The 23,408-nt window shown below is 35.0% G+C and carries 18 protein-coding genes; 16 read left to right on the plus strand and 2 right to left on the minus strand.

All coding sequences use genetic code 11. From position 1 onward, the window contains the following. Positions 1-188: 188 nt before the first annotated feature. From BM371_RS07215 to BM371_RS07240, 6 genes are all read left to right on the plus strand, one after another. Positions 189-1,214 (plus strand): rod shape-determining protein, encoded by a 1,026-nt coding sequence (locus BM371_RS07215; RefSeq protein WP_034677772.1) that lies wholly within the window; start codon positions 189-191, stop codon positions 1,212-1,214. Positions 1,215-1,241: 27 nt separating this feature from the next. Then, entirely contained in the window at positions 1,242-2,096 is an 855-nt protein-coding gene (mreC, locus tag BM371_RS07220) for a rod shape-determining protein MreC (protein ID WP_034677773.1), read from the plus strand. Continuing rightward, the gene (locus tag BM371_RS07225; protein ID WP_034677774.1) at positions 2,089-2,595 is read left to right on the plus strand and encodes a hypothetical protein; all 507 of its coding nucleotides are present in this window, start codon (positions 2,089-2,091) and stop codon (positions 2,593-2,595) included. The genes mreC and BM371_RS07225 overlap by 8 nt, the downstream gene beginning before the upstream one ends. Beyond that, positions 2,592-4,619, plus strand: a complete 2,028-nt coding sequence (locus tag BM371_RS07230; protein ID WP_034677775.1) for a peptidoglycan D,D-transpeptidase FtsI family protein — start codon at positions 2,592-2,594, stop codon at positions 4,617-4,619. Before BM371_RS07225 ends, BM371_RS07230 begins: the two co-directional genes overlap by 4 nt. Next, positions 4,616-5,863: a rod shape-determining protein RodA gene (rodA, locus tag BM371_RS07235; protein WP_034677776.1), complete on the plus strand. Its 1,248-nt coding sequence runs from the start codon at positions 4,616-4,618 to the stop codon at positions 5,861-5,863. The genes BM371_RS07230 and rodA overlap by 4 nt, the downstream gene beginning before the upstream one ends. 117 nt (positions 5,864-5,980) lie before the next feature. Continuing rightward, positions 5,981-6,562 (plus strand): pentapeptide repeat-containing protein, encoded by a 582-nt coding sequence (locus BM371_RS07240; RefSeq protein ID WP_034677777.1) that lies wholly within the window; start codon positions 5,981-5,983, stop codon positions 6,560-6,562. Positions 6,563-6,641: 79 nt separating this feature from the next. Here BM371_RS07240 and BM371_RS07245 read toward each other — a convergent pair whose 3' ends face one another. Further along, positions 6,642-7,328, minus strand: coding sequence for a C40 family peptidase (locus tag BM371_RS07245; protein ID WP_034677778.1), 687 nt, complete (start codon positions 7,326-7,328; stop codon positions 6,642-6,644). Between the two features lie 341 nt (positions 7,329-7,669). Continuing rightward, positions 7,670-9,865: a glutamine synthetase III family protein gene (locus BM371_RS07250; RefSeq protein ID WP_034677781.1), complete on the minus strand. Its 2,196-nt coding sequence runs from the start codon at positions 9,863-9,865 to the stop codon at positions 7,670-7,672. 207 nt (positions 9,866-10,072) lie between these two features. Between BM371_RS07250 and BM371_RS07255 the strand changes: the two genes are divergently transcribed. The 10 genes from BM371_RS07255 (at position 10,073) to BM371_RS07300 (ending at position 23,332) form a co-directional block, all read left to right on the plus strand. Beyond that, entirely contained in the window at positions 10,073-12,580 is a 2,508-nt protein-coding gene (locus BM371_RS07255; RefSeq protein WP_034677783.1) for a toxin-antitoxin system YwqK family antitoxin, read from the plus strand. 180 nt (positions 12,581-12,760) lie between these two features. Then, on the plus strand, positions 12,761-14,452 hold the full coding sequence (locus BM371_RS07260) for a DUF6909 family protein (protein WP_034677784.1): 1,692 nt from the start codon (positions 12,761-12,763) through the stop codon (positions 14,450-14,452). 242 nt (positions 14,453-14,694) lie between these two features. Further along, a complete protein-coding gene (locus BM371_RS07265) occupies positions 14,695-15,171 on the plus strand; it encodes a DinB family protein (protein WP_034677786.1) in 477 nt (158 codons plus the stop codon). Positions 15,172-15,427: 256 nt separating this feature from the next. Beyond that, positions 15,428-17,269: a M1 family metallopeptidase gene (locus BM371_RS07270; RefSeq protein ID WP_034677788.1), complete on the plus strand. Its 1,842-nt coding sequence runs from the start codon at positions 15,428-15,430 to the stop codon at positions 17,267-17,269. A gap of 154 nt (positions 17,270-17,423) precedes the next feature. Further along, complete coding sequence (locus BM371_RS07275) at positions 17,424-18,887, plus strand: DUF5687 family protein (RefSeq protein ID WP_034677789.1); 1,464 nt, start codon at positions 17,424-17,426, stop codon at positions 18,885-18,887. Between the two features lie 171 nt (positions 18,888-19,058). After that, positions 19,059-19,805, plus strand: a complete 747-nt coding sequence (locus BM371_RS07280) for an ABC transporter ATP-binding protein (RefSeq protein ID WP_034677790.1) — start codon at positions 19,059-19,061, stop codon at positions 19,803-19,805. A 235-nt stretch (positions 19,806-20,040) separates the two neighbouring features. After that, a complete protein-coding gene (locus BM371_RS07285) occupies positions 20,041-20,601 on the plus strand; it encodes an RNA polymerase sigma factor (protein WP_034677791.1) in 561 nt (186 codons plus the stop codon). After that, the gene (locus BM371_RS07290) at positions 20,588-21,199 is read left to right on the plus strand and encodes a hypothetical protein (RefSeq protein ID WP_034677792.1); all 612 of its coding nucleotides are present in this window, start codon (positions 20,588-20,590) and stop codon (positions 21,197-21,199) included. The genes BM371_RS07285 and BM371_RS07290 overlap by 14 nt, the downstream gene beginning before the upstream one ends. Before the next feature lie 29 nt (positions 21,200-21,228). Then, on the plus strand, positions 21,229-22,266 hold the full coding sequence (locus tag BM371_RS07295) for a porin family protein (RefSeq protein WP_034677793.1): 1,038 nt from the start codon (positions 21,229-21,231) through the stop codon (positions 22,264-22,266). Between the two features lie 16 nt (positions 22,267-22,282). Then, entirely contained in the window at positions 22,283-23,332 is a 1,050-nt protein-coding gene (locus BM371_RS07300) for a S41 family peptidase (protein WP_051882873.1), read from the plus strand. The last annotated feature ends 76 nt before the right edge of the window (positions 23,333-23,408 follow it).

Below are 23,408 nucleotides of genomic sequence, written 5' to 3' on the forward strand. Positions count from 1 at the left end.
GTATGATAATTATCGTAAAAAGCTATGAAAATCCATTTTAAACCTAAATTTAGAATGGGTAAAAATAGAAACAGTTAGGGTTGTGTACTTTGTAAATTTTAATAAAAATTTAACCAAATTATCTCTTGTTAATTATTTTTTACTACTGTGAATTTTATATCTTTGTAAACTTAAATCAAGCAGAAATTATGAGTTTATTCGATATGTTTACGCAAGAGATTGCGATAGACCTTGGTACTGCCAACACGCTTATCATACATAATAATAAGATTGTTATAGACCAGCCTTCAATTGTCGCAATTGAACGTTCCACCGGCAGACCTATTGCGGTCGGTGAGCAGGCTAAACATATGCAGGGTAAAACCCATGAAGATATTAAAACTATCCGTCCGTTAAAAGATGGAGTAATTGCAGATTTTCATGCTTCTGAGCACATGATTAAAGAATTTATCAAAAAAATTCCAGGAATTAAAGGTAAATTCATTCAGCCTGCTTTAAGAATTGTGATCTGTATTCCTTCAGGAATTACTGAAGTTGAAAAAAGAGCGGTAAGAGATTCTGCTCAGAAAGTAAACGCAAAAGAAGTACGCCTGATTTACGAGCCAATGGCAGCTGCAATCGGAGTTGGTATTGATGTACAGAAACCTGAAGGAAATATGATTATCGATATAGGTGGTGGTACTACCGAAATCGCTGTTGTTGCTTTAGGAGGTATCGTTTGTGATAAATCTGTGAAAATTGCAGGTGATGTATTCACCAATGATATTGCTTATTTCTTAAGAACACACCACAATTTATATATCGGAGAAAGAACAGCTGAAAGAGTGAAAATCGAAGTAGGTTCTGCTGTTGAAGATCTTGATGTAGATATCGATGATATTCCGGTACAAGGAAGAGACCTTATCACTGGTAAACCAAAAGAAATTATGGTTGGTTATAAGGAAATCGCAAGAGCTTTAGATAAATCAATTATCAGAATTGAAGATTCTGTAATGGAAACCCTTTCTCTTACGCCGCCGGAATTGGCAGCAGATATTTACAAAACAGGTATTTATCTTGCAGGTGGTGGTGCTTTGTTAAGAGGTCTTGCAGACAGATTACACAAAAAGACAGGTCTTCCTGTATTCGTAGCAGAAGATCCTTTGAGAGCTGTTGTTCGCGGAACGGGTATTGCCCTTAAGAATATGGATAAATTCAATTTCTTAATTAAATAATTCTAACTTTTTACGACCTTTATCTGAATGGGATTTTTGCTGAGATTATTTTCGAAGAATGCTCTTTTCGTATTCTTTATTTTCCTGCAAATTATTGCTCTCATTTTGATATTCTCTAAAAATGCCATGCAGCAATCGTGGTTGGCCGGGCAAACTGCGGCTTTCAACTCCTGGGTTTCGGGAGGGATTGATGAAGGAGTTTCTTATCTTAAACTAAAACAGGTAAACGAAGATCTTGTTGCACAGAACAAATCTTTAATGGTACAGCTTTACGGAAAGCAAGGTGCTGCAAATCCCGTATTCAGAAAAGTTCACGATACTTTAGGAGGCGGACAAATCTATACTTTTGTTGATGGTGAAATTGTTTTCAACAGCATCAACAGAAGAAACAACTATTTTACAATCAACCGAGGCAGAAGAGACGGAGTGTATCCTCAGATGGGCGTAATGGCTCCGAAAGGGATTGCCGGGATTGTGATTAATTCTACCGATAGTTATGCTTTGGTACAATCCGTTTTAAGTGTAAATAAAATCAGGATTAATGCTGCCCTTAAAAATTCAGGATATTTCGGAACTCTTACGTGGAGAGGAGATAATTCTCGGGTCATGCATTTGGCGGATGTGCCAAAATATGTTTCCCTGAAAATTGGCGACACCATAGAAACCGACGGAAAATCGGCGATATTTCCTAAAGGGGTAATGATCGGAACTGTTGCAGGATATTCCGTAGACAATAAAACAGGATTTTGGGATATTTCAGTTGAATTAAGCGAAAAAATGGGAGCTTTAAATAAAGTTTTCGTTGTTAAAAATCTTAAAAAAGCTGAGGTTCAGAAGATTCAGGACACGATGCAAGCTGTAATAAAAAAAGAAAATGATTAGCAGAACGATATTTACAGATCTTTTGATCATGGCTTTTTTGGTGGCATTACAAGTTTTTGTATTGAACAGAATTACGCTGTTTGGTAAATTTACTCCGGTTCTATATCCGGTTTTTGTCATGTTTTATCCTTTTTTCAGAAATAAATTTCAGTTCTTAGCTCTGAGTTTTTTAATTGGGCTTTCCGTAGATGGTTTTCTGGGTACATGGGGAATCAATGCCTTGGCAACTACAGTAATTGCTTATTTCCGTACGTTGATTTTCCGTACGTCTACAGATACTTCTACAGATTTCTTTTCGTTCCAGTCTCTGCAATGGACGCAGTTTTTACTCTTTCTGTTTTCAAGTATCTTCATGCATCAGCTTTTGGTGCAGTATATCGAGTTTTTCAAATTCAGCAGAATTTTTGAAATCTTACTTAATGTGTTGGTAACTAGTGTAATTTCCTTTATATTTATCATTGTTTACGCATTAATCTTTAAAATCAAACAGAAAGTTTGAACGCACGCCATATAAAAATCTTAACCGTTCTCATTGTCATTGCTCTTATTTTTGTAGCAAGGCTTTCTTATTTGCAGCTGTTTACAGACCGTTATGCACTTAACGCAGCCAACACGTCTATTAAAACTGAATATGTAATTCCTCAGCGCGGAGTTATTTTCGACAGAAACGGTAAAATTCTGGTGGGAAATCAGCCTGCTTACGAAATTTCTTTCACTCAGGCATTGATGAAACCTGATTTTGATACGCTGGCTTTCTGTAATTTAATGAAGATTTCAAAACCAGAATTTATCAATAAGATTAAGCTTATTAAAAAGGAAAAATATTATTCCAAGCTCACCCCGATGACTTTTTTTAAAGATCTGAGCAGGGAGGAGATTGCAAGAGTTCAGGAAATTATATTTAAATATCCGGCATTCAGTATTGTTCAGCGTCCGCAAAGACAATATGAAGTGTCAACTTCCGGAAATCTTTTGGGCTATACAAGTGAGGTGAACGACAGGGAAATCAAAAAAGATTCTACCTATTACCTTCCCGGTGACCTCATCGGTAAAACGGGTGTAGAAAAGGCTTACGAAAAAGAGCTTCGTGGGGTGAAAGGGGTAAAATATATTCAGAAAGATATTAAGCTTAGAAATGTTGGCCCTTATAAAAACGGTTCGTTAGACAAAGACGTAATTACCGGAAAAGATATCACTCTGACGATTGATTACGATCTTCAGAGAATGGCCGAAGAAATGTTGGTGAATAAGCACGGTGCTGTTGTCGCTTTAGATCCAAATAATGGTGAAGTTCTGGTTGCAGCGACCGGACCGGATATTGATCCGAATCTTTTTACCGGCCCTTATAAATCAAAAAATTTATATGCTTTATCGAAAGATACGATCTATGAAAATAAACCGACTTTCGACCGTTCTTTACAGGCGGGCTATCCACCCGGATCTACTTTCAAATTGCTGACTGCTTTAGCAGCAATGCAGATGGGCGTGATGGATGAAAATACAATTTTCCCATGTGGCGGAGGTTTCTATTATAAAGGTAAAAGAATTAAAGGTCATGGTGGAGCAGATCCGCTGATTCCTTCTATTCAGGTTTCCAGTAACTGTTTCTTTACGTATGCATTTATTGCCATTATTAAAAAATATCCGGGAAATCCTTCAAAAGGAGTTGATGAATGGAAAAAAATCATGAGCAGCTTTGGAGTAGGAGAATTTTTGAATAACGATTTTGCTGTTGGTGCAAAAGGCAGAATTCCTTCCGGAGATTTTTACGAAAGGAGATTTAAAGCCATTATTAAAGCAAGCGGTTCTACCAAAAAAGATTATAAAAACTGGGATGAAATGTCAACCGGAGCTATTTATAACGGAATGGGGCAGGGAGATGTTTTAGTAACGCCTATTCAGTTGGCAAATTATGTTGGTGCGATTGCAAACCGTGGATGGTATTACACGCCTCACATCGTAAAAGCGATTGACGGGAAGCCAAATCCTGATCCCAGATTTAAGGTTAAACATAAAACTTTAGTAGATCCGAAACATTTTGGTCCTGTTTTAAAAGGAATGGAAGCCGTTGTTCTACGTGGAACTGCGAGAGGCCTAATGTCTAAAGATTTCACACAGTTAGCAAAAACGGGAACAGCGCAGGTTCCGCAAGGAAAAGATAACTCTATTTTTGTATTGATTGCTCCTGCTGATAAGCCGAAAATTGTTGTGGTTGCTGTCATGGAACACGCAGGTTTTGGAGCAACCTGGGCGGGTCCGGCTTGTACGGTTATTGCTGAAAAATATATTACAGGAGACTTAAAACGTGAGCATCTTTACAAAAAAATGATTACGTCGAGTTTCATGCCTGAATACAAAAGACAGTGGATTGCTGATTTAAAGAGAAAAGGTTTGTATGTAGAACCAAAACCGGATTCGCTGAAGCTAAAAAGAATTCAGGACAGCTTAAATCTGATTAAGAAAAAGAAAGAAGCACTGCAAAAGAAAATGAATTCTAACCCCCAAAAACCTAAGAAACCATGAAGTGGACAGAAGGAGTAGACAAACTTGGGCTTGGATTGTACTTTTTGCTTTGCGTTTTCGCTATTGCGAATATTTACAGTGTTGATGAGGCTTTAGGTAAAAAACAACTTATTTTCTTCGGAATTTCTCTCTTTGTTGGCATCATTATTTTTGTCAGCAGAAGCAAGTTTTTCGAAAACATGGCTGGAATTATTTATATCGGAGGAGTTTTGATGCTTGCCGGTCTTCATGTTTTCGGAACGGAAATTCTCGGTCAGAAAAACTGGTATAAATTCGGAAGCTTTACGATGCAGCCTGTAGAATTCTCAAAGATCGGGACAGCGTTGATGTTGGCAAGCTATGTTTCGAGAACCGAGTTTAATCTTAAAGATACAAGGTCATTAATAACGGTTTTGGCCATTATTGGTATTCCTGCCGTAGTGGTGCTGTCAATTCCCGATGTTGGCTCGTTACTTGTTTTTACGGCTTTTTTCATTGCTTTATACAGAGAAGGTCTTTCGGGAAAGCTTTTCCTTATCGGAGGTCTTTTTGGAGCTGTATTTTTAATTGCTAATTACCTGAATGATCCCTTAAAATGGAGTCTTTGGTATTTCACAACTTTTATCATTATCATTGGCGGATTGTGGTTTGCTTTTAATGCAGCTTTTCTCCGTAAAAATATTTATACACTTTTACCGGGAGTAGGTATTGTTCTTCTCTTGGCGGCATTGTCATTTATTTCACCGGTTATTTTCGAAAAACTTCCTAAGCACCAACAAGAGCGTGTTGAGGTTTTGTATAAAGGAGAAAAAGAATTCCGTGATACTTCAGGGTATAATTTACTGTACTCTAAAACAGCCATCGGTTCCGGCGGAATGTTTGGAAAAGGATTTCGTGAAGGCTCTGTTACTCAAGGTAAATTTGTTCCTGAACAGGAAACCGATTATATATTTTGTACAGTTGGAGAAGAATGGGGATTCGTCGGAAGCGCCGTTTTGGTCTTTTGTTACATGATTTACATCGGTCGAATCTATTACCTCGCAGAGAAACAGAAATCGATATTTAACAGGGTTTTCGGCTATTGCTTTGCTTCGATCCTGTTGATGCACTTTTCAATCAATTTAGGGATGGTTATGGGACTTTTCCCGACAGTTGGTATTCCTTTACCATATTTCAGTTATGGTGGAAGTTCATTACTTGCCTTTTCGATCCTGACTTTTATTTTCTTTAAACTCAATCACGCTGATAAAAACAGTTTGGTATAAAGCTGGAAGAGGTAAGTTGGGTGATGGAAGTTTAAAGCCATTCTTCAAATCTTTTTCATTTGAATCTGCGCAATTTCCCAAATCAGCGAGATATATTTCTAAAAATCAAATAATACTATGAGAGAAGTCTATATCATTGACGAAAATTTCGAAAACATTGATTTTACTCAGAAACTTTTAGATTTAGGCGAATACGAGAACTGCACTTTCCGAAACTGTAATTTTGAATACGTAAATCTTTCCGAATTTAAATTTACTGACTGCGAGTTTATAGAATGTAATGTAAGCATGACAAAACTTGTGGGAACTGCTTTTCGTGAGGCTGTTTTTAAAGACTGTAAAATGTTCGGAATGGCTTTTAATGATTGTAATGAATTTGGAATGTCATTTAAATTCGAAGGTTGTGTCTTAAACAATTCTGTATTTTATCAATCAACAATCCGAAAAACAATATTTAAAAATTCAAAATTAATTGAGGTTGATTTTTCTGAAGCTGACCTTATGAATGCTGTGTTCTCAGGATGTGATCTCAGTGGTGCAATTTTCGACCGTACCAGTCTTGAAAAAGCAGATTTAAGAACTTCTTTCAACTATACCATAAATCCGGCTTTAAACAAGCTAAAGAAGACCAAATTTTCACTTTCTGAAGTTCATGGTCTCTTGCGTCAACTTGATATAGAAATCGATAAAAATAGCTAATCTCAGCTGTCATGAAGTACAAAAATTAAAGCCATCAAATAAGATGGCTTCATTTTTAATATCAATCAATTATTTAAGACTAATTTACGGATGCTAAATTATTGTAGTTCTCTCCGTTTTCGTTGATCACCCTTTTTGCGAATCTGAATTTAGGTCCCCAGTAAGAATCATTCAGTGACGAGACCATTACTCCTTTCGACGTTGCCGCATGAATAAACTTTACTTCTCCTTCTTCTGTAACGTCTTCCACGATTCCTACGTGAGAGATTCTTCTACCGTGAGAAAAGAAAATAAGATCACCTTTCTGAAGATTTTCTTTCTCAACACTTTCTCCTTCCTGAGATTGAGATGCTGCAACTCTTGGCAAAGTAAGACCTGCTGCTGCACCGAAAACTGATAATACAAATGCTGAACAGTCGATTCCGTTTCTTGTTGTTCCTCCGTATCTGTAAGGCGTTCCAAGATAAGTTGCTGCTTCTGCTAAAATGTTATCAATGGTCTTATTATGTTTGATCGCTTTTGCGATTTCAGAATTTTTTAAAGAATTTTTTGCGTTAGATAGCGCAACTGCTTTTTCAGATACAAAAGAGCTGATTAGCAATTTTTTATCTTTCTCCAACTGAGTGTCGATAGCAGTAAGTTTGGCATCTGTTTTGTATTCTTTAGTGTAAGTTGCCGGTTTTGAAACTACGTAATTTGTTACGCATGATTGTAGTGATATTGTAGAAACGAAAGCAACTAAATAAAACAAAACTCTTTTCTTCATATAAATTTGATTATCCGTGTTAAAAAGGTATATTTATTTCTCTAAAGCATTACAAAAGTAGATATTCCAGCTAAAAGAGCCTCGATATGATTATTATCAGGTTCTTGATTTAACACATTTTAACATAATGTATCGTTATGTTAAAGAAAAACAAACCGCGAACTCCCTTTTTTGGTGAATGAGCGGTTTTTTTTATTAAGATTTTTTAACAAAATAATTCCACTTTCCTTTATTCATCGGATTTTATAATTTTTGTGATTCTTAAAAATACTATTAAGAAATTATAAAAAAAGTTCCCCGGAAAACCAGGGAACCTTCACTAATATGGAACTTTACAGATGTTATCTTGTAAATAACATTTCTCTATATTTAGTCAGTGGCCAAAGCTCATCGTCAACCATCATTTCAAGGTCATCAGAAGCCTCTCTGATTCCTTCAAATAATGGGATAACTTTCGTACAGTAATCTTCTGCCTGGGTCTGACTATTGGTTACAGCTTTTGCTGCTTCTCTTGCTTTAATTAAATCTTCAACACCCAGTTTAATCTTTGAAACATTTTCAGAAATATTGGTGATCAAACTCATTTGTTCTTTCGCTAAAGTTTTGAATTCTTTATCTCCGAAGATTTCTTTAAGACCTTTTACGTTTTCAATTAATCTGTTCTGATATTTTAAAGCGGAAGGAATAATGTGGTTTCTTGCGATATCACTTAAAACTCTTGCTTCAATATCAATTACGGTAGAATATTTTTCTAATTTGATTTCGTTTCTTGCCTCAACTTCTCTGTGAGTGAAAACTCCGATTTCTTCGTAAAGATCCAGGAATTTTTTATCCATTTCCTGCTTAAGAGCTTCCGGAGTCGTTTTCAAATTGTTCAACCCTCTCTTTTTAGCTTCTTTAGCCCAGTCATCAGAATATCCGTCACCTTCAAACATGATGTTTTTACACTGCTTGATGTATTCTCTCAATACATTGAAGATTGCTTCGTCTTTTTTAAGACCAGTTTCAATTAAAGCATCAACTTCTTTTTTGAAATCGTTTAATTGTTTTGCTGCAATCGTGTTCATTACTGTCATCGACTCAGCACAGTTTGCTGCAGAACCTACTGCTCTGATCTCGAATTTATTTCCTGTAAATGCGAAAGGAGAAGTTCTGTTTCTGTCAGTGTTATCCAACAGAATTTCAGGAATTTTTCCAACTACATTTAGCTTTAAATCTGTTTTTTCGTCTGGTGAAAGTTTTCCTTCCGTTACTTTTTCAAGCTCTTCCAAAACTCTGAACAACTGGCTTCCGATAAATACAGAAATAATTGCCGGTGGAGCTTCGTTTGCACCTAATCTGTGGTCGTTACTTGCAGAAGCAATACTTGCTCTTAAAAGATCCGCATATTCGTGAACTGCTTTAATTGTATTCACGAAGAACGTTAAGAACTGTAAGTTTTTCTTAGGATTTTTTCCCGGGCTTAAAAGGTTTTCACCTGTATCGGTTGCTAAAGACCAGTTGTTGTGCTTTCCGCTTCCGTTTACTCCCGCGAATGGCTTTTCGTGGAATAAAATATGGAAATGGTGTCTGTGAGCAATTCTTGCCATTACGTCCATCAACAAAGAGTTGTGGTCTACCGCAACGTTTACTTCTTCAAACATTGGAGCTAATTCAAATTGGTTTGGAGCTACTTCGTTGTGTCTTGTCGTAACTGGAATACCCAATTTCATACATTCAACTTCCAACTCTTTCATGAAGTTCATTACTCTTGTAGGAATTGAACCAAAATAGTGGTCATCAAGCTGCTGTCCTTTTGCTGGAGAGTGTCCAAGCAAAGTTTTACCTGTTAAAACTAAATCCGGACGTGATTGATACAAAGCTGAATCAACCAAAAAATATTCTTGCTCCCAACCTAAAGTAGGAGTTACTTTCGTTACATTTTTGTCAAAATACTGCATTACGTTTGTTGCAGCTTCGTCTACAGCGTTCAATGCTCTTAAAAGAGGTGCTTTATAATCTAAAGTTTCTCCTGTGTAAGAAATGAAAATTGAAGGAATACACAATGTAGTTCCCATAATGAATGCCGGAGAAGTAGGATCCCAAGCTGTATAACCTCTCGCTTCGAAAGTGTTTCTGATACCACCATTCGGGAAAGAAGATGCATCCGGCTCCTGCTGAATCAATAAATTTCCGCTGAATCTTTCGATCGCTCTTCCGCCTTCAATTGGAGTGAAGAAAGAATCGTGCTTTTCTGCAGTAGATCCTGTCAAAGGTTGAAACCAGTGTGTGTAGTGTGTTACACCTTTGCTCATTGCCCAGTCTTTCATTGCAACAGCAACTTGGTCTGCAATGTGTCTTTGGATTTGAGTTCCTTTTTTCATCGCATCCAAAATAGATTGGAATGCTTCTTTCGTTAAATATTCTCTCATTGTTTCTTCTGAGAAAACATTTTGACAGAATAATTCTGACAATTTTACAGGAACTTCGATAGAATTATCTTTTCTAAAGTCCTTAAATGGTAAAGTTTCTAACGCTTTGAATCTTAAAGTCGACATATTGGGTTTGATTTTACGGGGCAAATTTACGAAAAAATTGAAACAAAAATTAATTACCCCTATGTTTTTTATGATAATTTGTAAATAAATATAATTTTAAGATGAAAACACCCTCTTGATTTTATGGGGGTGGCTTTGAATTGGCTTTGATTTTATTATTTTAAATTTATGATTAAGAATTCTTACTTTTGAATAAATCCAAATTGTATGATTAAAAAATCGATATGTATTATTTCTTTTCTTCTGTTTATAACAGCATTTTCTCAAAAATCTGAACCGATATATTATGATAAAGAATGGAAGGTGACTGCAAAATCCAATGCTTCTTATTATAGATTAATGCCGCAAAAAGAGTTGGGCGAATTGGTTTTGCTCCAGGATTTTTATATGAACGGAATACCACAGTTTGAAGGATATACTTTAAAGAATAATGAAAATGCCTATGTAGGAGATATTGTTTGGTATGATGAAAACGGAAATGACGAGAATTTTAAACAATATAGAAATGAAACTAAAAATCTTACCTTATTATATTATTATCCCAATGGCAAAATCCGAAAGAAAGTTCAGTATAAAAATGGGGTAAAAGATGGTGAAACTGTAATTTATAGTACAGACGGAACTGTTTTAATGAAAGGAATTTATGTAAAAGGAAAACCTGAAAGCGGAAGTTTTGAAAGAATAAAAAACAATGATGATTATGATTATAATGAGAAAATTCAGGAAGTTTCTTCGTTAGATAAAGGAGCTCATAATGATGGTGAAGATTTGATGGTTGTTCCACCGCCGCCGCCAATTCCTCAAACAAGAGGAGTTGAGCCGCAAACTATTGCGCTTTTAGAACCAATAGGGGAAGTGAAAAATTCTTCAAAAAAAATCAAAAATAGAAAAGCAGTTACTGAGAAAATATTTTGGGCAAATTCAAAACAAATTGCTCAGGAAACAGTTTTTGCCATTGACGGGGGTTATTATAAATCTATTGAACAGAGAAATTACGACAAGACGGGAAAATTAATTCAATCTTTGAATGAGGCTAACTTTTACGATTATGGAAATGATATTACAAATGGATTAGATTATGAGTACTATCTCCAGAATAACTTTGCAACCGAAGTTAAAACCATTATAAAATACGCAGGTAAATTAAGATCAGGGAAGACTTTTTCATATTTCCCGAACGGAAAAATTTCAACAGAAACTTTGTATAAAGATGGTTGGAAAGATGGCGAAGAAATGGTTTATGATGAGAACGGAAAATTAAAAAGTAAAAGAATTTATAAAGAAAATGAGCCTTTTCAAGGAAATTTTGATGCAAATGCAGGTGCGTTTATCGTGAATTTAAATTACGTCAACGGTTTAAAAGATGGTGAAGCAGTGGTTTTCGATGAAGAAAAGCAAATCGTTGCAAAAGGCATTTACAAAGACGGAAAGCCTTTTAACGGAACTTTTGTTTTGCAACTTGATGATCGTTCCGATGATTATGAATTGATCAATGTTGACAATTTCAAAAAGACTGGTCTGCAAAAAGTATTTGGTTACCGATTGGAAAATCTAGAAAAGACCTACATGATGAAAGATGATAAGCTTCATGGGATCACAACTTTTTATGATAAAGGCGAAATTACCGGAACATTAGAATATAAAAATAATGTACCTTATAATGGGACTTTAGTTAGTGACGAAAAAGCAATCATTTACAAAAATGGAAACCTTGCTGAAGAAACCTATTTTAAAAATCGATATAATAAAGAAGGAATTCAAAAGCAGAAAATTTATGAAAACGGGGTTTTAACAAAAGTCAAAAATTATTCTTTCACCATTTCAGATAAGCCACAGGAATTTTATGAAGGGATTTTGAAAAACGGAAAACCTTTCTCCGGCTATTTTGAAACGGAAGATGATCGCGAGTTTAAACAAGTTGATTATTTTGAAAATGGAATCCGAAAATTTCAGTATTCCAATGATTATCTGAAAAATATGGATAATTATCAACATCAATTATATGATATAAAATCAACTTATAAAGGCGGGGAAATTTTTGATGGTGTCGAATATAAGCTCAATGAAAAGCAGTTCATTTCAAGATATTGGAAAAATGGCGTGTTGAAAAGTTTCGACTGGGATTTGTTTGCCATGCATTATTTTAACAGAATACATTTTGAGTTGAAAGGGAATGTAATTGAAATCAAAGATATGCAGGCGAACAAAAAAGCTGAGATTAAAATCGAACAATCAGGGAATACTTTCAATAAACAGCTTTCTATCGACGGGGAACTTGTTGATTCGACAAGAAAAGAGTATTTAGAATCAAAATATAAAGAAGGATTAATTCTTTATCGGGAGCAAGACGGGAAAATTTTTGCGACAAAAGTAGACCTAGCTGATGAGTCTGTCGAGTCTAGCGAAGGAACGGAATTATTTTACAAAGTGTATATGCTTGTTAAAGAATCATCAAATATTCAGGTAAGTTTTAACGATTTGTCTGAAAAATTTGTTTCAAACAAATTCATGGAAGAAACTGATGAAAACGAAATTATAACAGGTGTTCAAACCGACGCAGAAGGAAAACCAAAAGACGGAATTCTTATTACGCCTACTGAGAATAATAACTACACTTTACAACTTTACATGAATCGAAAATTAATGAAAACGATAGAGAAAGTGAGTTTCGATAAAATTAAAGATGAAATAAAAAAGTTGGAAAGGTTAGATTAAATATGAATAAAACTTATTCTTAATTTCTTTTTACATATTCCGATAAGTATTAATTTTAAAAACCATTTAATCTATTAACTAGGTTTTTAGATTAAACAGCAAGTTGCTGAAAATTAGTGTATTAAAATATTAAAAATATTTTTCGTAACTTGCGAGACTTTTTATAAAAATTTTAAATATATGACAAATTCTAGAGCAAGAGAAACCACCGAGGCAATTGAAAGACTATACATATCTATGAGACATTTGTTTTATAGAGGTTTTTTCAAGCCAAGCGGAGTTTCGGGAGAAAGCATTAGAAGTTTGTTGAAGACGATCAATCCGGAAATTTACGGTACCATGAGCATTCCAAGTAAATTGGAATTGGATGGTTTGATGTATGTTTTAGACAGACTTCCAGAAGGTATTGAAGAATGTGCTTTCATTCATCTTACATCAGATGAAGGTTTTGATAAAGGAAGTTTTGAGCCGATCGTTCCTAAAAAGAGAAGAAGAAACTGTTACAGAATCGACGAACATCAGATGAACATTGAAGTTCTTTTGGGGCGTTCCGAAATCTACGATATTCTTACCCACCTTACTTTTTTATTTATAGAAGCAGATAAAATTCGTAACCTCGCATTTATTCAGGATGAAAACTGGAAGCCGACAAGAGCTTTCAAAATCATAGAAGAAGTAGTGAAAGGCGAGAAAAAATTCAGCAGAAGAGAAAAAGAGGTGGCATTGATTCATTTGTCTTCATTAATCGGAAGAACTTTTGATGAAACGTTAAATGCTTATAACACTTTTGGCGATGATGAAAACCCGGACAGATTGTTTAAAATCATCTATCATTTAGGGAAAGTAAGTCTGGAAGATGCAAAGCAGAGCCGTGAAAGAGAAATTCATTTCAGTGCAATCCTGAAAGAAAGAGTAGGACATCACTATTTCGGAGAAAAATGGGCAAATAAGGTGAAAGAAGTTTTATTTGAAAACGACCTTCATATGCGTCCTTTACACATCATATCTGCCAATATGCATTCGGTAAAAAATATGCTGTTTGCCAATGACGCTCTAAAGAAAAAACAGACTAAAGATGTTGACTATAAACTTTACCAGGAAATTTCTAATAAAAAAGATCTTCGTGATAAGGTTTTAAAATATGCGTTGGAAGAAGGTTTGATTTATATTGATGATAGAAGCGGAAGTAATATTGATGTTCAGATCATTGATTTAAGCAAGGTTGATCTTAAAAATACACCATTTAGCGGAGTGAAATTCGCGGGAGAAGATGTAATCATGGTTTTTGATTACGCTTTTGGAGAACAGGCTTTTGAGGTGATGGATGAGCTTTTAAGACCATTCGAGCAAAAAGGTGAAGTGTATATGATGAAAGTAAAATCGGTTTCCATTATGGGTAAGGCGGGAATTCTTGCCGGTGGAAAAGGCGATATTATGATTCCTACTTCGCATATTTTTGAAGGAACAGCCGACAATTATCCGTTTGAAAATGCCCTTAAAAAAGAAGATTTCGTTGATGATGAATTACAGGCTTTCGAAGGTCCGATGATTACCGTTTTGGGAACATCACTGCAAAACAGAGATATTCTTCAGTATTTTATGAATACTTCGTGGAAGGCAATCGGGCTTGAAATGGAAGGGGCGCATTATCAGAAAGCAATTCAGGTAGCTTCTAAAATCAGACACCATATTTCCCCGGATCTATTTGTGATGTATGCTTATTACGCATCAGATAATCCTTTGGAAACAGGTTCTACGCTATCTTCAGGAGGTTTGGGATTAACCGGAGTAAAACCAACCTATCTGATTACATTAAAAATCCTTGAGAAAATTTTACAAAGCGGAGCAAAAGAAGTTTCTGCTAAGAAATAATTTGATTTTTAACTAAATATAAACCTCGAATGTTTTCATTTGAGGTTTTTATTTTAACCACAAATAGCGCAAATGTTTTTCACGAATAGCACAAAGTAATAGTGTTCATTTGTGCTTTTTCATTTGTGAAACTTGTGTTTAAAAATTCTCAAGATTATACAATTCCTATAAACAACCATCTGTGAAAATTTGTGAAATCTGTGGGAGAACAAAAATAGTTATCTTTAAAAAAATAAAAACAAATGAGCACAACATCACAATTAGCCAAAAGATTCAGAGAAGTTTTGCTGGATGGGAAATGGATTGCCAATACCAATTTTAAAGATCAGCTTTCTGATGTGACTTGGGAACAGGTAACCACAAAGATTGGTTCTTTAAATACCGTCGCAATGCTTGCTTTTCATATTGATTATTATATTGCAGGATTGATCAATGTGTTTGAAGGTGGCGATCTGGAAATCAGAGATCAGTTCAGCTTTGATCTTCCTCCGATTGAATCTCAAAAACAATGGGAGGAATTATTGAACAAGCTTTGGGATGATGCCGAAAAATTCGCTTCTTTATTAGAACAAATGCCGGATTCTAAGATGAATGAAGTTTTTGTTGATCAAAAATACGGAACTTACTTAAGGAATATCGACGGAATGATTGAGCATTGTTATTATCATTTAGGTCAGATTACTTTAATTAAAAAATTGATCTTGTCTAAACAAGAATAGCACTAATATTTTTCACCAATTACACAAAATTATTAGGATCTGTTTGTACCTTTCATTTGTAAATTTGTGTTTAAATATTCTCAAGATTGCACCGATTCTTTTACGCAATCATCTGTGAAAATCAGTGAAATCTGTGGGAATCTAATTTAACCATTACATGAAAGCTATATCTAAACCCCAACGAAAAACATCTTCAAAGCTTCATATTTGAGGCTTTTTCAAAAATTACCTACCTTTAGACAAATAAAATTTATCAATGAAAAAATCGTTAATCATCCTTTTTACGTTTGTTATTTCGCAGTTTCAGGCTCAGCAAAAAGCCTATTATCAGCAGGCTGCACAATATAAAATGGATATCGACGTCAATGCAGAAGAATTTACTTACAAAGGGACACAGACTTTAAAATACCAAAACAGTTCGCCCGACGAGCTCGATGTGGTGTATTTCCATTTATACTGGAATGCTTTTAAACCAAATTCCATGATGGATCAAAGAGTGGCAAGTCAGGGAAAAAACGGGGATTCCAGATTACAGAAAGACGGAATTTCAAGATTGGCATCTATTCCGAAAAACGAAGAAGGAGCTCAAAACATTCACTGGATTAAGCAAAACGGAAAAAACCTGAAATTCGAAATCCAGGAAACCGTAATGAAAGTGTATTTGGATAAGCCGATGAAACCTCGTTCAAAAACAACTTTCACTATGGAATGGGATGCGGTAATTCCTCAACAAATTAGACGTAGCGGAAGAAATAACCGTGAAGGTGTTGATATGACAATGACGCAATGGTATCCTAAAATTGCTGAATATGATTACGACGGATGGGCAACTTTCGATTACATCGGTAGAGAATTTCATGCACCGTTTGCGGATTTTGATGTGACAATTAAAATCAACAAAGATTATATTGTCGGAGCGGGAGGAACGCTTTTAAATCCGACTGAAGTAAAAGGTTATGATGCTTCAGCACAGATTAAAACAGACCAAAATAAAGCAACCTGGAAATGGAAAGCTAAAAATATGCTCGACTTTGCCTGGGCTGCAGACCGTGATTATTCGGTAGAAAGCTTTGAGGTTTCAGAAGGTCCGAAAGTGTATTTTGTGTATCAGAAAAACGATAAAACTAAATATTGGGGTGAAGCAAAACCTTACGTAACCAGATATTTCCAAATCATGAATTCTAAATTCGGGAAATATGCCTATCCTTCTTACGCATTTATCCAGGGTGGCGATGGCGGAATGGAATACGGAATGTGTACCATGATTCTGGGTGAAGCAAAAAATCTTGAGGATTTAATGGGATTAATGGTGCATGAAGGTTCTCACTCGTGGTATCAGCAAATGTTGGCGACCAACGAACCGACAAGACCTTGGATGGATGAAGGTTTTACAAGTTATGCTGAAAGCTACGTAATGCATCAGTTGTTTCCACCAAAAGATAACAGACCGAATGCTTTCGTTGAAAAACTTGATGCGTACAGAAAGTTTCTGAAAAAGGGAATTGAAGAACCTGCGGTTTGGTTGGGTGATCATCATGACAACGGTTCGGCATATTCCTACGCAAGTTACGTGAAAGGAGAATTGTACTTGGTGCAATTGGGGTACATTGTCGGAGAAGAAAATTTGTCTAAAATTATGACTGAGTATTTCAAAGAATGGAGCATGAAACATCCTACAGACAGAGATTTCCTACACATCGCACAGAAAGTTTCAGGCATGGATTTGAAATGGTTTCATCATTATTGGATTAATACGACTAAAACAATCGATTACGGAATTAAAGATGTTCAGTATGGTGATAAGTCAACAACGATAACTTTGATAAATAATGGTCAAGTTCCTATGCCGATTGACTTCTCTGTAATTACTGCGGATAACAAAATCGTGAATTACCAGATTCCTTTAAATATGACGCATACCTGGAAAACCAAAGATGCTTTCGGAGAATTTACTACTTTAAAATACTGGCCGTGGATACAGAAAGAATACACGTTTACGATTCCTTACAACAAATCTCAGATAAGCGCTTTAGGAATAGACCCAAGCGAAAGAATGGCAGATGTGAATTCTGAAGATAATTTTGTTGAAGTGAAGTAATGAAGTTTTAAATAAATCTAAAATCCCCGAAGACTTTTCTTTGGGGATTTTGTTTAAATTCAATTCAGAGCGGATAAAATAAATATTCCCTTTAATAGTGACAAATTCTGTAACATTTAAACCATTATCTTTACTAATATTTAAAAAGTAAACTATGTTTAAAAGATTTTTGAAGCTGGAGTGGAAAAGTTTTTTTAGAGGATCTTCAGTCGGGATTAATCTGGCGATGAAGATTTTCAGAATTATCGGGATTTGTTTCTTTATTTTTTGGCTTGCCATGATGTCTTTCATTGCGTATTACTATGTACAGGAAGAAATGAAGGAGGATCCGTTGAAAATTATTTCACGTTTTCTGATTATTGGCTGGGTAATCGATTTGGTTTTCAAATACATGATTCAGCAGATTCCGACGCAGAATATCAAGCCTTTTCTTACACTTAATATTCCCAAAAAAGTGGTGGTCAATTACACTTTGATTAAAACATTTCTCACGCCGCTGAGTTGGTTTAATTCAATATTTATTATAACATTTTGCGGAATTTTAGCCTTTAACGGATATGGTTTTCTGGGGATTTTTACTTGGTTTGTAGGAGTTTCATCAATGTTTTATCTGAATAATTTTCTCAATCTTTTATTTAATGATAAAGAGAATGTAGCGATTGGGGTAGGCGTTGTTATTGCCGCTTTATCTGCTTTGAATTATTATGATATTGTTCCGGTTTTATCTTACTCCGAAAAGTTTTTCTATAATCTTTACGAGCGACCTTATTTTGCGGTAGTTCCTGTGATGCTTTTCGCAGGTCTTTGGAAGGTAACCTACAATTACATCCGAAAAGGATTTTATCTTGATGAAGGTCTCGAAGCTAAAAAAGAAATCGGGAAAACCGAAAACATTGCTTTCCTGAATAAATATGGTGCTATCGGAACTTTTATCAATAATGATATTAAGATGTTGAAGCGTAATAAAGTAACGAAAGGCGTTTTAATAGGAAGTTTTATGTTCGTATTCTATGGTTTACTGATGTTTACCAGCGAAATATACAGCACGCCCACAATGATGATGTTTATGGGACTTTTCGTAACGGGAGGTTTTCAGTTTACTTTCGGACAAAGAGTTCCTGCATTTGACAGCGCTTATTATCCTTTGATGATGACGCAGAATGTTCCTTACAAAGAATATCTAAAGGCAAAATGGTGGCTGATGAATATTGTTACGGCAATCTCTATAATTATCGCCTTATTTTACGCATATTTCGGTTGGAATGTTTACTTCGCATTTTTTGCGGCAGGATTGTACAATATTGGAGTGAACTCACAATTTACGCTTTGGTCCGGTGCTTATAATAAAAACTTGATTGATCTTAATGCTAAAGAAAAAAGAGTCGGTCAAAAAAATACACTTAGCTTCAAGGCTTTTATTTTAATGATTCCTAAAATGATCTTACCAATGGTAGTTTATGGTGTGACGGAAAAACTTTTTGGTATTCCTGCAGCAGTTGTGACGATTGGTGTTTTAGGATTAATTGGCTTTCTTCTCCGTGAAAAAATCTTCGATATTATTATTAAAAAATATAAAACCGAAAAATACAGCACGATTGAGGCTTTTAAGAAAGATTAATTTTTGAAGAGCCAAGATAAAAGGCAAAAGTGAATAAGTATTTTTGTTGATAAACTATTCATGTCTTTGCTGAGTGTAACGCCTTTGCGACCGAAAATATTCACTGTTAAAATGAAATAAATCTTTGCGAACATTGCGTTAAAAACAAACAACAAAATTAAAATCAAAACAATGATCACAATACAAAATTTAAAGAAAACATACGGGAACGCAACCGTTCTTAATATAGAAAATTTAGAAATTACCAAAGGCGAAACCTTCGGTTTGGTTGGAAACAACGGAGCCGGAAAGACAACGCTTTTCAGTTTAATGCTCGATTTGATACAGCCGACAACAGGTTTTGTGAGTGTTGAAAATATCAAAGTAAACGAATCTGAAGCTTGGAAAAACAAAGTTTCTGCTTTTATCGATGAAACTTTTTTAATTGGATATCTTACTCCCGAAGAATATTTCTATTTTATCGGCGAACTGAGAGGGCAGAATAAAGCTTCTGTGGATGAATTTTTAAAGCAGTTCCATGATTTGTTTAACGGCGAAATCATCAATTCCGGAAAATATGTAAGAGATTTATCTAAAGGAAACCAGAAAAAAGTCGGCATTATCGGCGCATTAATTGGTAAGCCGGATATCATTATTTTAGACGAACCTTTTGCCAACCTAGATCCATCCACACAAATCAAATTAAAAAATATGATCCGTGATTTTGCCAAGGAAAACGGAGTAACGTTTTTAATTTCAAGCCATGATCTTGCGCACACCACAGAAGTTTGTAACAGAATTGTTGTCGTAAACAAAGGTGAAGTTGTTCAGGATATCCAAACAACGCCTGAAACTTTACGTCAGCTTGAAAAATATTTTGAAGATCAGGTTAACTCTGGAAAGACCGAAATTATTTCTGAAGAAACCTCATCAATCTAAGATTTTTAAAAGAGCACAAGGTGGCGACATCATACAGCATCGGGTATAGCCCGATGTTTTTTGATAAATAATAAATTGAGTTGTATTAGGATAATAATTTAAAAAAAATATAACATTCATTTTCAGTTGGTTATATTGGTTTAAACAAAAAAATAAAATTTTCTGTAACCATTTTAAACTTTTACTGTCTTTACTATAGAAATCGAAGATTCGACGAAGTCAAACAGAATAAACCATGAAGCTTTTGTTTAATAATAAAAAAGAAGATTTGCTGAGCCGCCTCAAAAGGCAGGATCCGGCTGCGCAGAAAATCTTTTATGATCAGAGTGTAAAAAAATTCCTGAGTGTGGCAAAAAGTTATGTCAGCGATTTGTATCAGGCCGAAGACTGCGTGATCAAAGCATTCTGTAAGATTTTTAAACATATCGAAAGCTTTCGTGGTGAAGGAAATTTCGAAGGTTGGGCGAGAAAAATTGTGGTTAACGAATGCCTCAATTTTATCAAAAGCCGCAAAACGGTTTTTTATCTCGACGACGTTCATGCTTCTGTTCTGGAAGATTTACGCGAAGAGCCTGTAGATTTTGATTTTAATGCACAGGAACTTCTCGATCAGCTTCCGGATGCGTACCGAATGGTTTTCAACCTTTATGTGATTGAAGAATACTCGCATCAGGAAATAGCAGACACACTGAATATTTCTTTGGCTGTAAGCAAAACACAACTCTTCAGAGCTAAAGAAAAATTAAGAAAGATTTACTTTCAACAACAAAAAAAACTGAAAAATGAACTCGTATAAAGATAATTTTGAATACCAGATAAAAAAACAGATCGACGAAAGAGAAATTGCTCCTTCAAGAGATTTATGGGCAGATATTCAGGCTCAAACTGAAAATATCCAACCCAAAAAATCAAATCTTAACTGGGTTTTACTGGCTGCTTGTTTTGTTTTGCTATTCGGTTTAGGAGCGGTTTTGTTCTTAAATAATGATACTGAATCTACGGTGCAAATCGCTGAAACAGGAAAAAAGCCTTCTGTGAAAGAACAGGATGCTGAAATACAGCCGGAGAAAATAAATTCTCAGGAAATTATTCAAAAGCAAAAGGAAGAGAGATTTACTCAGACTAATAATTCGCCAACTGAATTAAAAATAGAAAAAGAAATTCTTATAAAAAATGATCTTCCATTAATTAAAGAAAACCCTTCTGAAATTGCTTCTCAGATCATTCAGAATCAGCCGGCGAAAATCATGGCAAAATCCGATTCTGTAAAGGTTCAGAAGAAAAAAAGATATGTTGATCCTTCAACGCTGCTTTTTTCTGTAGAGCATAAAGATGTCATCGATAAATCGAAGGATGGGAGCAATGTAGCGACCATCGACCTCAATACGAAATAACCCAATTTTAAATTTAAAAAAATAAAAATATGATCAAGAAATTTATCATCACAGGAATGTTGTGCCTTGTTGCGACCTCAATGAATGCACAAAGAAAAACATTTAGCCTGAATCTTCAGCCAAAAGAAGATACTACGGTAAGCCCGATTGTGAAGGAGAAAGTTGAAGAATACGCTTCGAAAATCAACGAAATCATTCAGGAAGAAAAAACACAGATGGAAACCGAACTGAGGTTTCTTCAGGAAAAAAATCTTGACAAAGCTGAGTTTGATAAGCAAAAAGCTCAGATTGCAGATACGTATTCTCAAAAAATAGATACAAGAATTGAAGCTTTGGGATTTGATTTGGATCAGGTGATTCAAAAACAGGTAAGATATTCTCTTTTGAATTCTGATGTCACTTCAAATGAAGAATTAAAAGAAAAACTGTTGAAAAAGTTTCAGTCTAAAAAAAGCTTTGATCCTTATATTTCTTACGGAGTTATGACTTTAACGAATGATAAACCGGATAATGATTTAGATAAAAACTTAGGTTACGCCAATAACTTTGAATTTGGTTTAAAATTTAATTATCAGTTTGGCAGAACCAGTCCGTGGGGATTAATTTCAGGTTTAGGCTTTTCCTGGAGAACAGTTCGTACGGATAATAATATGGTTTTTGCAAAACAAAACGGAGATGTTTTTCTTACTAAATATGAAGGAAGTCTTGATAAATCGAAATTAAGAACAGGTTATCTGATGATTCCTTTAGGTTTTCAATATAATTTTTCAAAGCTGAAAAGTGCCGGAATGGATGTTCAGTACAGGCCTTATTCAGATGGTTTCAGAGTTGGTGCAAACGTTTACGGCGGAATTAAAATGGCTACGAACAATATTGTGAAAGAAGACAGCCAGGGTTTCAGAGATCGCTCAAATTATCAGGTAAATCCTTTTGTTTACGGAGCTCAGGTAACGCTTTCTTATGACAATATTTCTCTTTTCGTAAAAAAAGATTTCAGCAATTTCTTCAAAGATTCTTATTTTGAAAACGACAAGGCTCTGGTTTTCGGAGTGGCTTTAGGATGGTAATTTATTACGTTTGAAGATGAAGAAGATTTTATTACTGATCGGCATATTCTGCATTGTTTTCAAGGGGAATGCACAAAAGCTAAAGACATCGCGGGACAGCACAAAAATATTTTACGATAAAATCTTTAAAGCTTTCGAAGTTGCTTACTTATACAAAAAAGATTACGATTGGAAGAAGTTAAAGACTGAGACATTTCAAAACTTAGAATCTGCAAAAGATTTTAAGGGATCTTTATCTGAAGTTAAAGTTTTATTTGAAAAAGTTAATGCCAATCATTCGGTTGTGTCTTATCAGGAGAAAACGTATGGGATGAAAACAAATATCCCATGGGATAATTTCAGTGAGCAATGGATGAAGAAGTTTAATGCCAAGCCGAAATTTGAAGCTCAGGTTTTAGATGGAAAATATGGTTACATCTTAATGCCCAATATATCATCGGATGATTTCAGTAATGAATATATAAATAAAACAGCACAGCTTATGTATGACAAAATTGCAGAATTGAAAACCAATAATAATCTGGAGGGATGGATTGTTGATCTTCGTTTCAATAGCGGTGGAAACTCTGCGCCGATGTTGTTGGCTCTTTATGATTTGCTGGGAGATAATGTAGTTTGGGGAATGCTGGATGAAGATAAAAAACGTGCTGATTGGACGAGGCTCAATAAAGGCGCATACGATCAGGGAAATAAAAATCCGTCTAATATAAAACCAAAAGGAGAGCTTTTAGATGAAGCCAAAGTTGCAGTACTTATAGGTGGATTAACGGCAAGTTCGGGAGAAATTACAGCATTAGCGTTTAAAGGGAGAGTTAATACTGTTTTTATTGGCGAAAAAACAATGGGTAAAACTACATCAAATTTTATTGTAACGCTTCCTTTTGGTGGATTTATGTCATTGAGTAATGGGTATGATTGCGATCGGAATAAAAATTATTATGCTCAGATACCTCCGGATGTTGAGATTTCAAAACAGGATAATTTTGAAGACTATATGTCTGACCAGAATATAAAAGAAGCAATAAAATTTTTCAAGAATAAAATTCATAATAAAAATGACATATAATATAATTTGGTACAATAATTGAGATATGCATATCAACATTCACATTAACAAACAAAACACTCCGCAGAATTTTCTA

This window comes from Chryseobacterium formosense, from assembly GCF_900116415.1.
In the GTDB taxonomy this organism is placed as follows: Bacteria; Bacteroidota; Bacteroidia; order Flavobacteriales; family Weeksellaceae; genus Chryseobacterium; species Chryseobacterium formosense.

Bases quoted from the DNA above. Each gene is read 5' to 3' on its own strand.
- BM371_RS07215 (WP_034677772.1), top strand. From the start codon at position 189: ATGAGTTTATTCGATATGTTTACGCAAGAGATTGCGATAGACCTTGGT.
- mreC (WP_034677773.1), top strand. From the start codon at position 1,242: ATGGGATTTTTGCTGAGATTATTTTCGAAGAATGCTCTTTTCGTATTC.
- BM371_RS07225 (WP_034677774.1), top strand. From the start codon at position 2,089: ATGATTAGCAGAACGATATTTACAGATCTTTTGATCATGGCTTTTTTG.
- rodA (WP_034677776.1), top strand. From the start codon at position 4,616: ATGAAGTGGACAGAAGGAGTAGACAAACTTGGGCTTGGATTGTACTTT.
- BM371_RS07240 (WP_034677777.1), top strand. From the start codon at position 5,981: ATGAGAGAAGTCTATATCATTGACGAAAATTTCGAAAACATTGATTTT.
- BM371_RS07245 (WP_034677778.1), bottom strand. From the start codon at position 7,328: ATGAAGAAAAGAGTTTTGTTTTATTTAGTTGCTTTCGTTTCTACAATA.
- BM371_RS07250 (WP_034677781.1), bottom strand. From the start codon at position 9,865: ATGTCGACTTTAAGATTCAAAGCGTTAGAAACTTTACCATTTAAGGAC.
- BM371_RS07255 (WP_034677783.1), top strand. From the start codon at position 10,073: ATGATTAAAAAATCGATATGTATTATTTCTTTTCTTCTGTTTATAACA.
- BM371_RS07260 (WP_034677784.1), top strand. From the start codon at position 12,761: ATGACAAATTCTAGAGCAAGAGAAACCACCGAGGCAATTGAAAGACTA.
- BM371_RS07265 (WP_034677786.1), top strand. From the start codon at position 14,695: ATGAGCACAACATCACAATTAGCCAAAAGATTCAGAGAAGTTTTGCTG.
- BM371_RS07270 (WP_034677788.1), top strand. From the start codon at position 15,428: ATGAAAAAATCGTTAATCATCCTTTTTACGTTTGTTATTTCGCAGTTT.
- BM371_RS07275 (WP_034677789.1), top strand. From the start codon at position 17,424: ATGTTTAAAAGATTTTTGAAGCTGGAGTGGAAAAGTTTTTTTAGAGGA.
- BM371_RS07280 (WP_034677790.1), top strand. From the start codon at position 19,059: ATGATCACAATACAAAATTTAAAGAAAACATACGGGAACGCAACCGTT.
- BM371_RS07285 (WP_034677791.1), top strand. From the start codon at position 20,041: ATGAAGCTTTTGTTTAATAATAAAAAAGAAGATTTGCTGAGCCGCCTC.
- BM371_RS07290 (WP_034677792.1), top strand. From the start codon at position 20,588: ATGAACTCGTATAAAGATAATTTTGAATACCAGATAAAAAAACAGATC.
- BM371_RS07295 (WP_034677793.1), top strand. From the start codon at position 21,229: ATGATCAAGAAATTTATCATCACAGGAATGTTGTGCCTTGTTGCGACC.
- BM371_RS07300 (WP_051882873.1), top strand. From the start codon at position 22,283: ATGAAGAAGATTTTATTACTGATCGGCATATTCTGCATTGTTTTCAAG.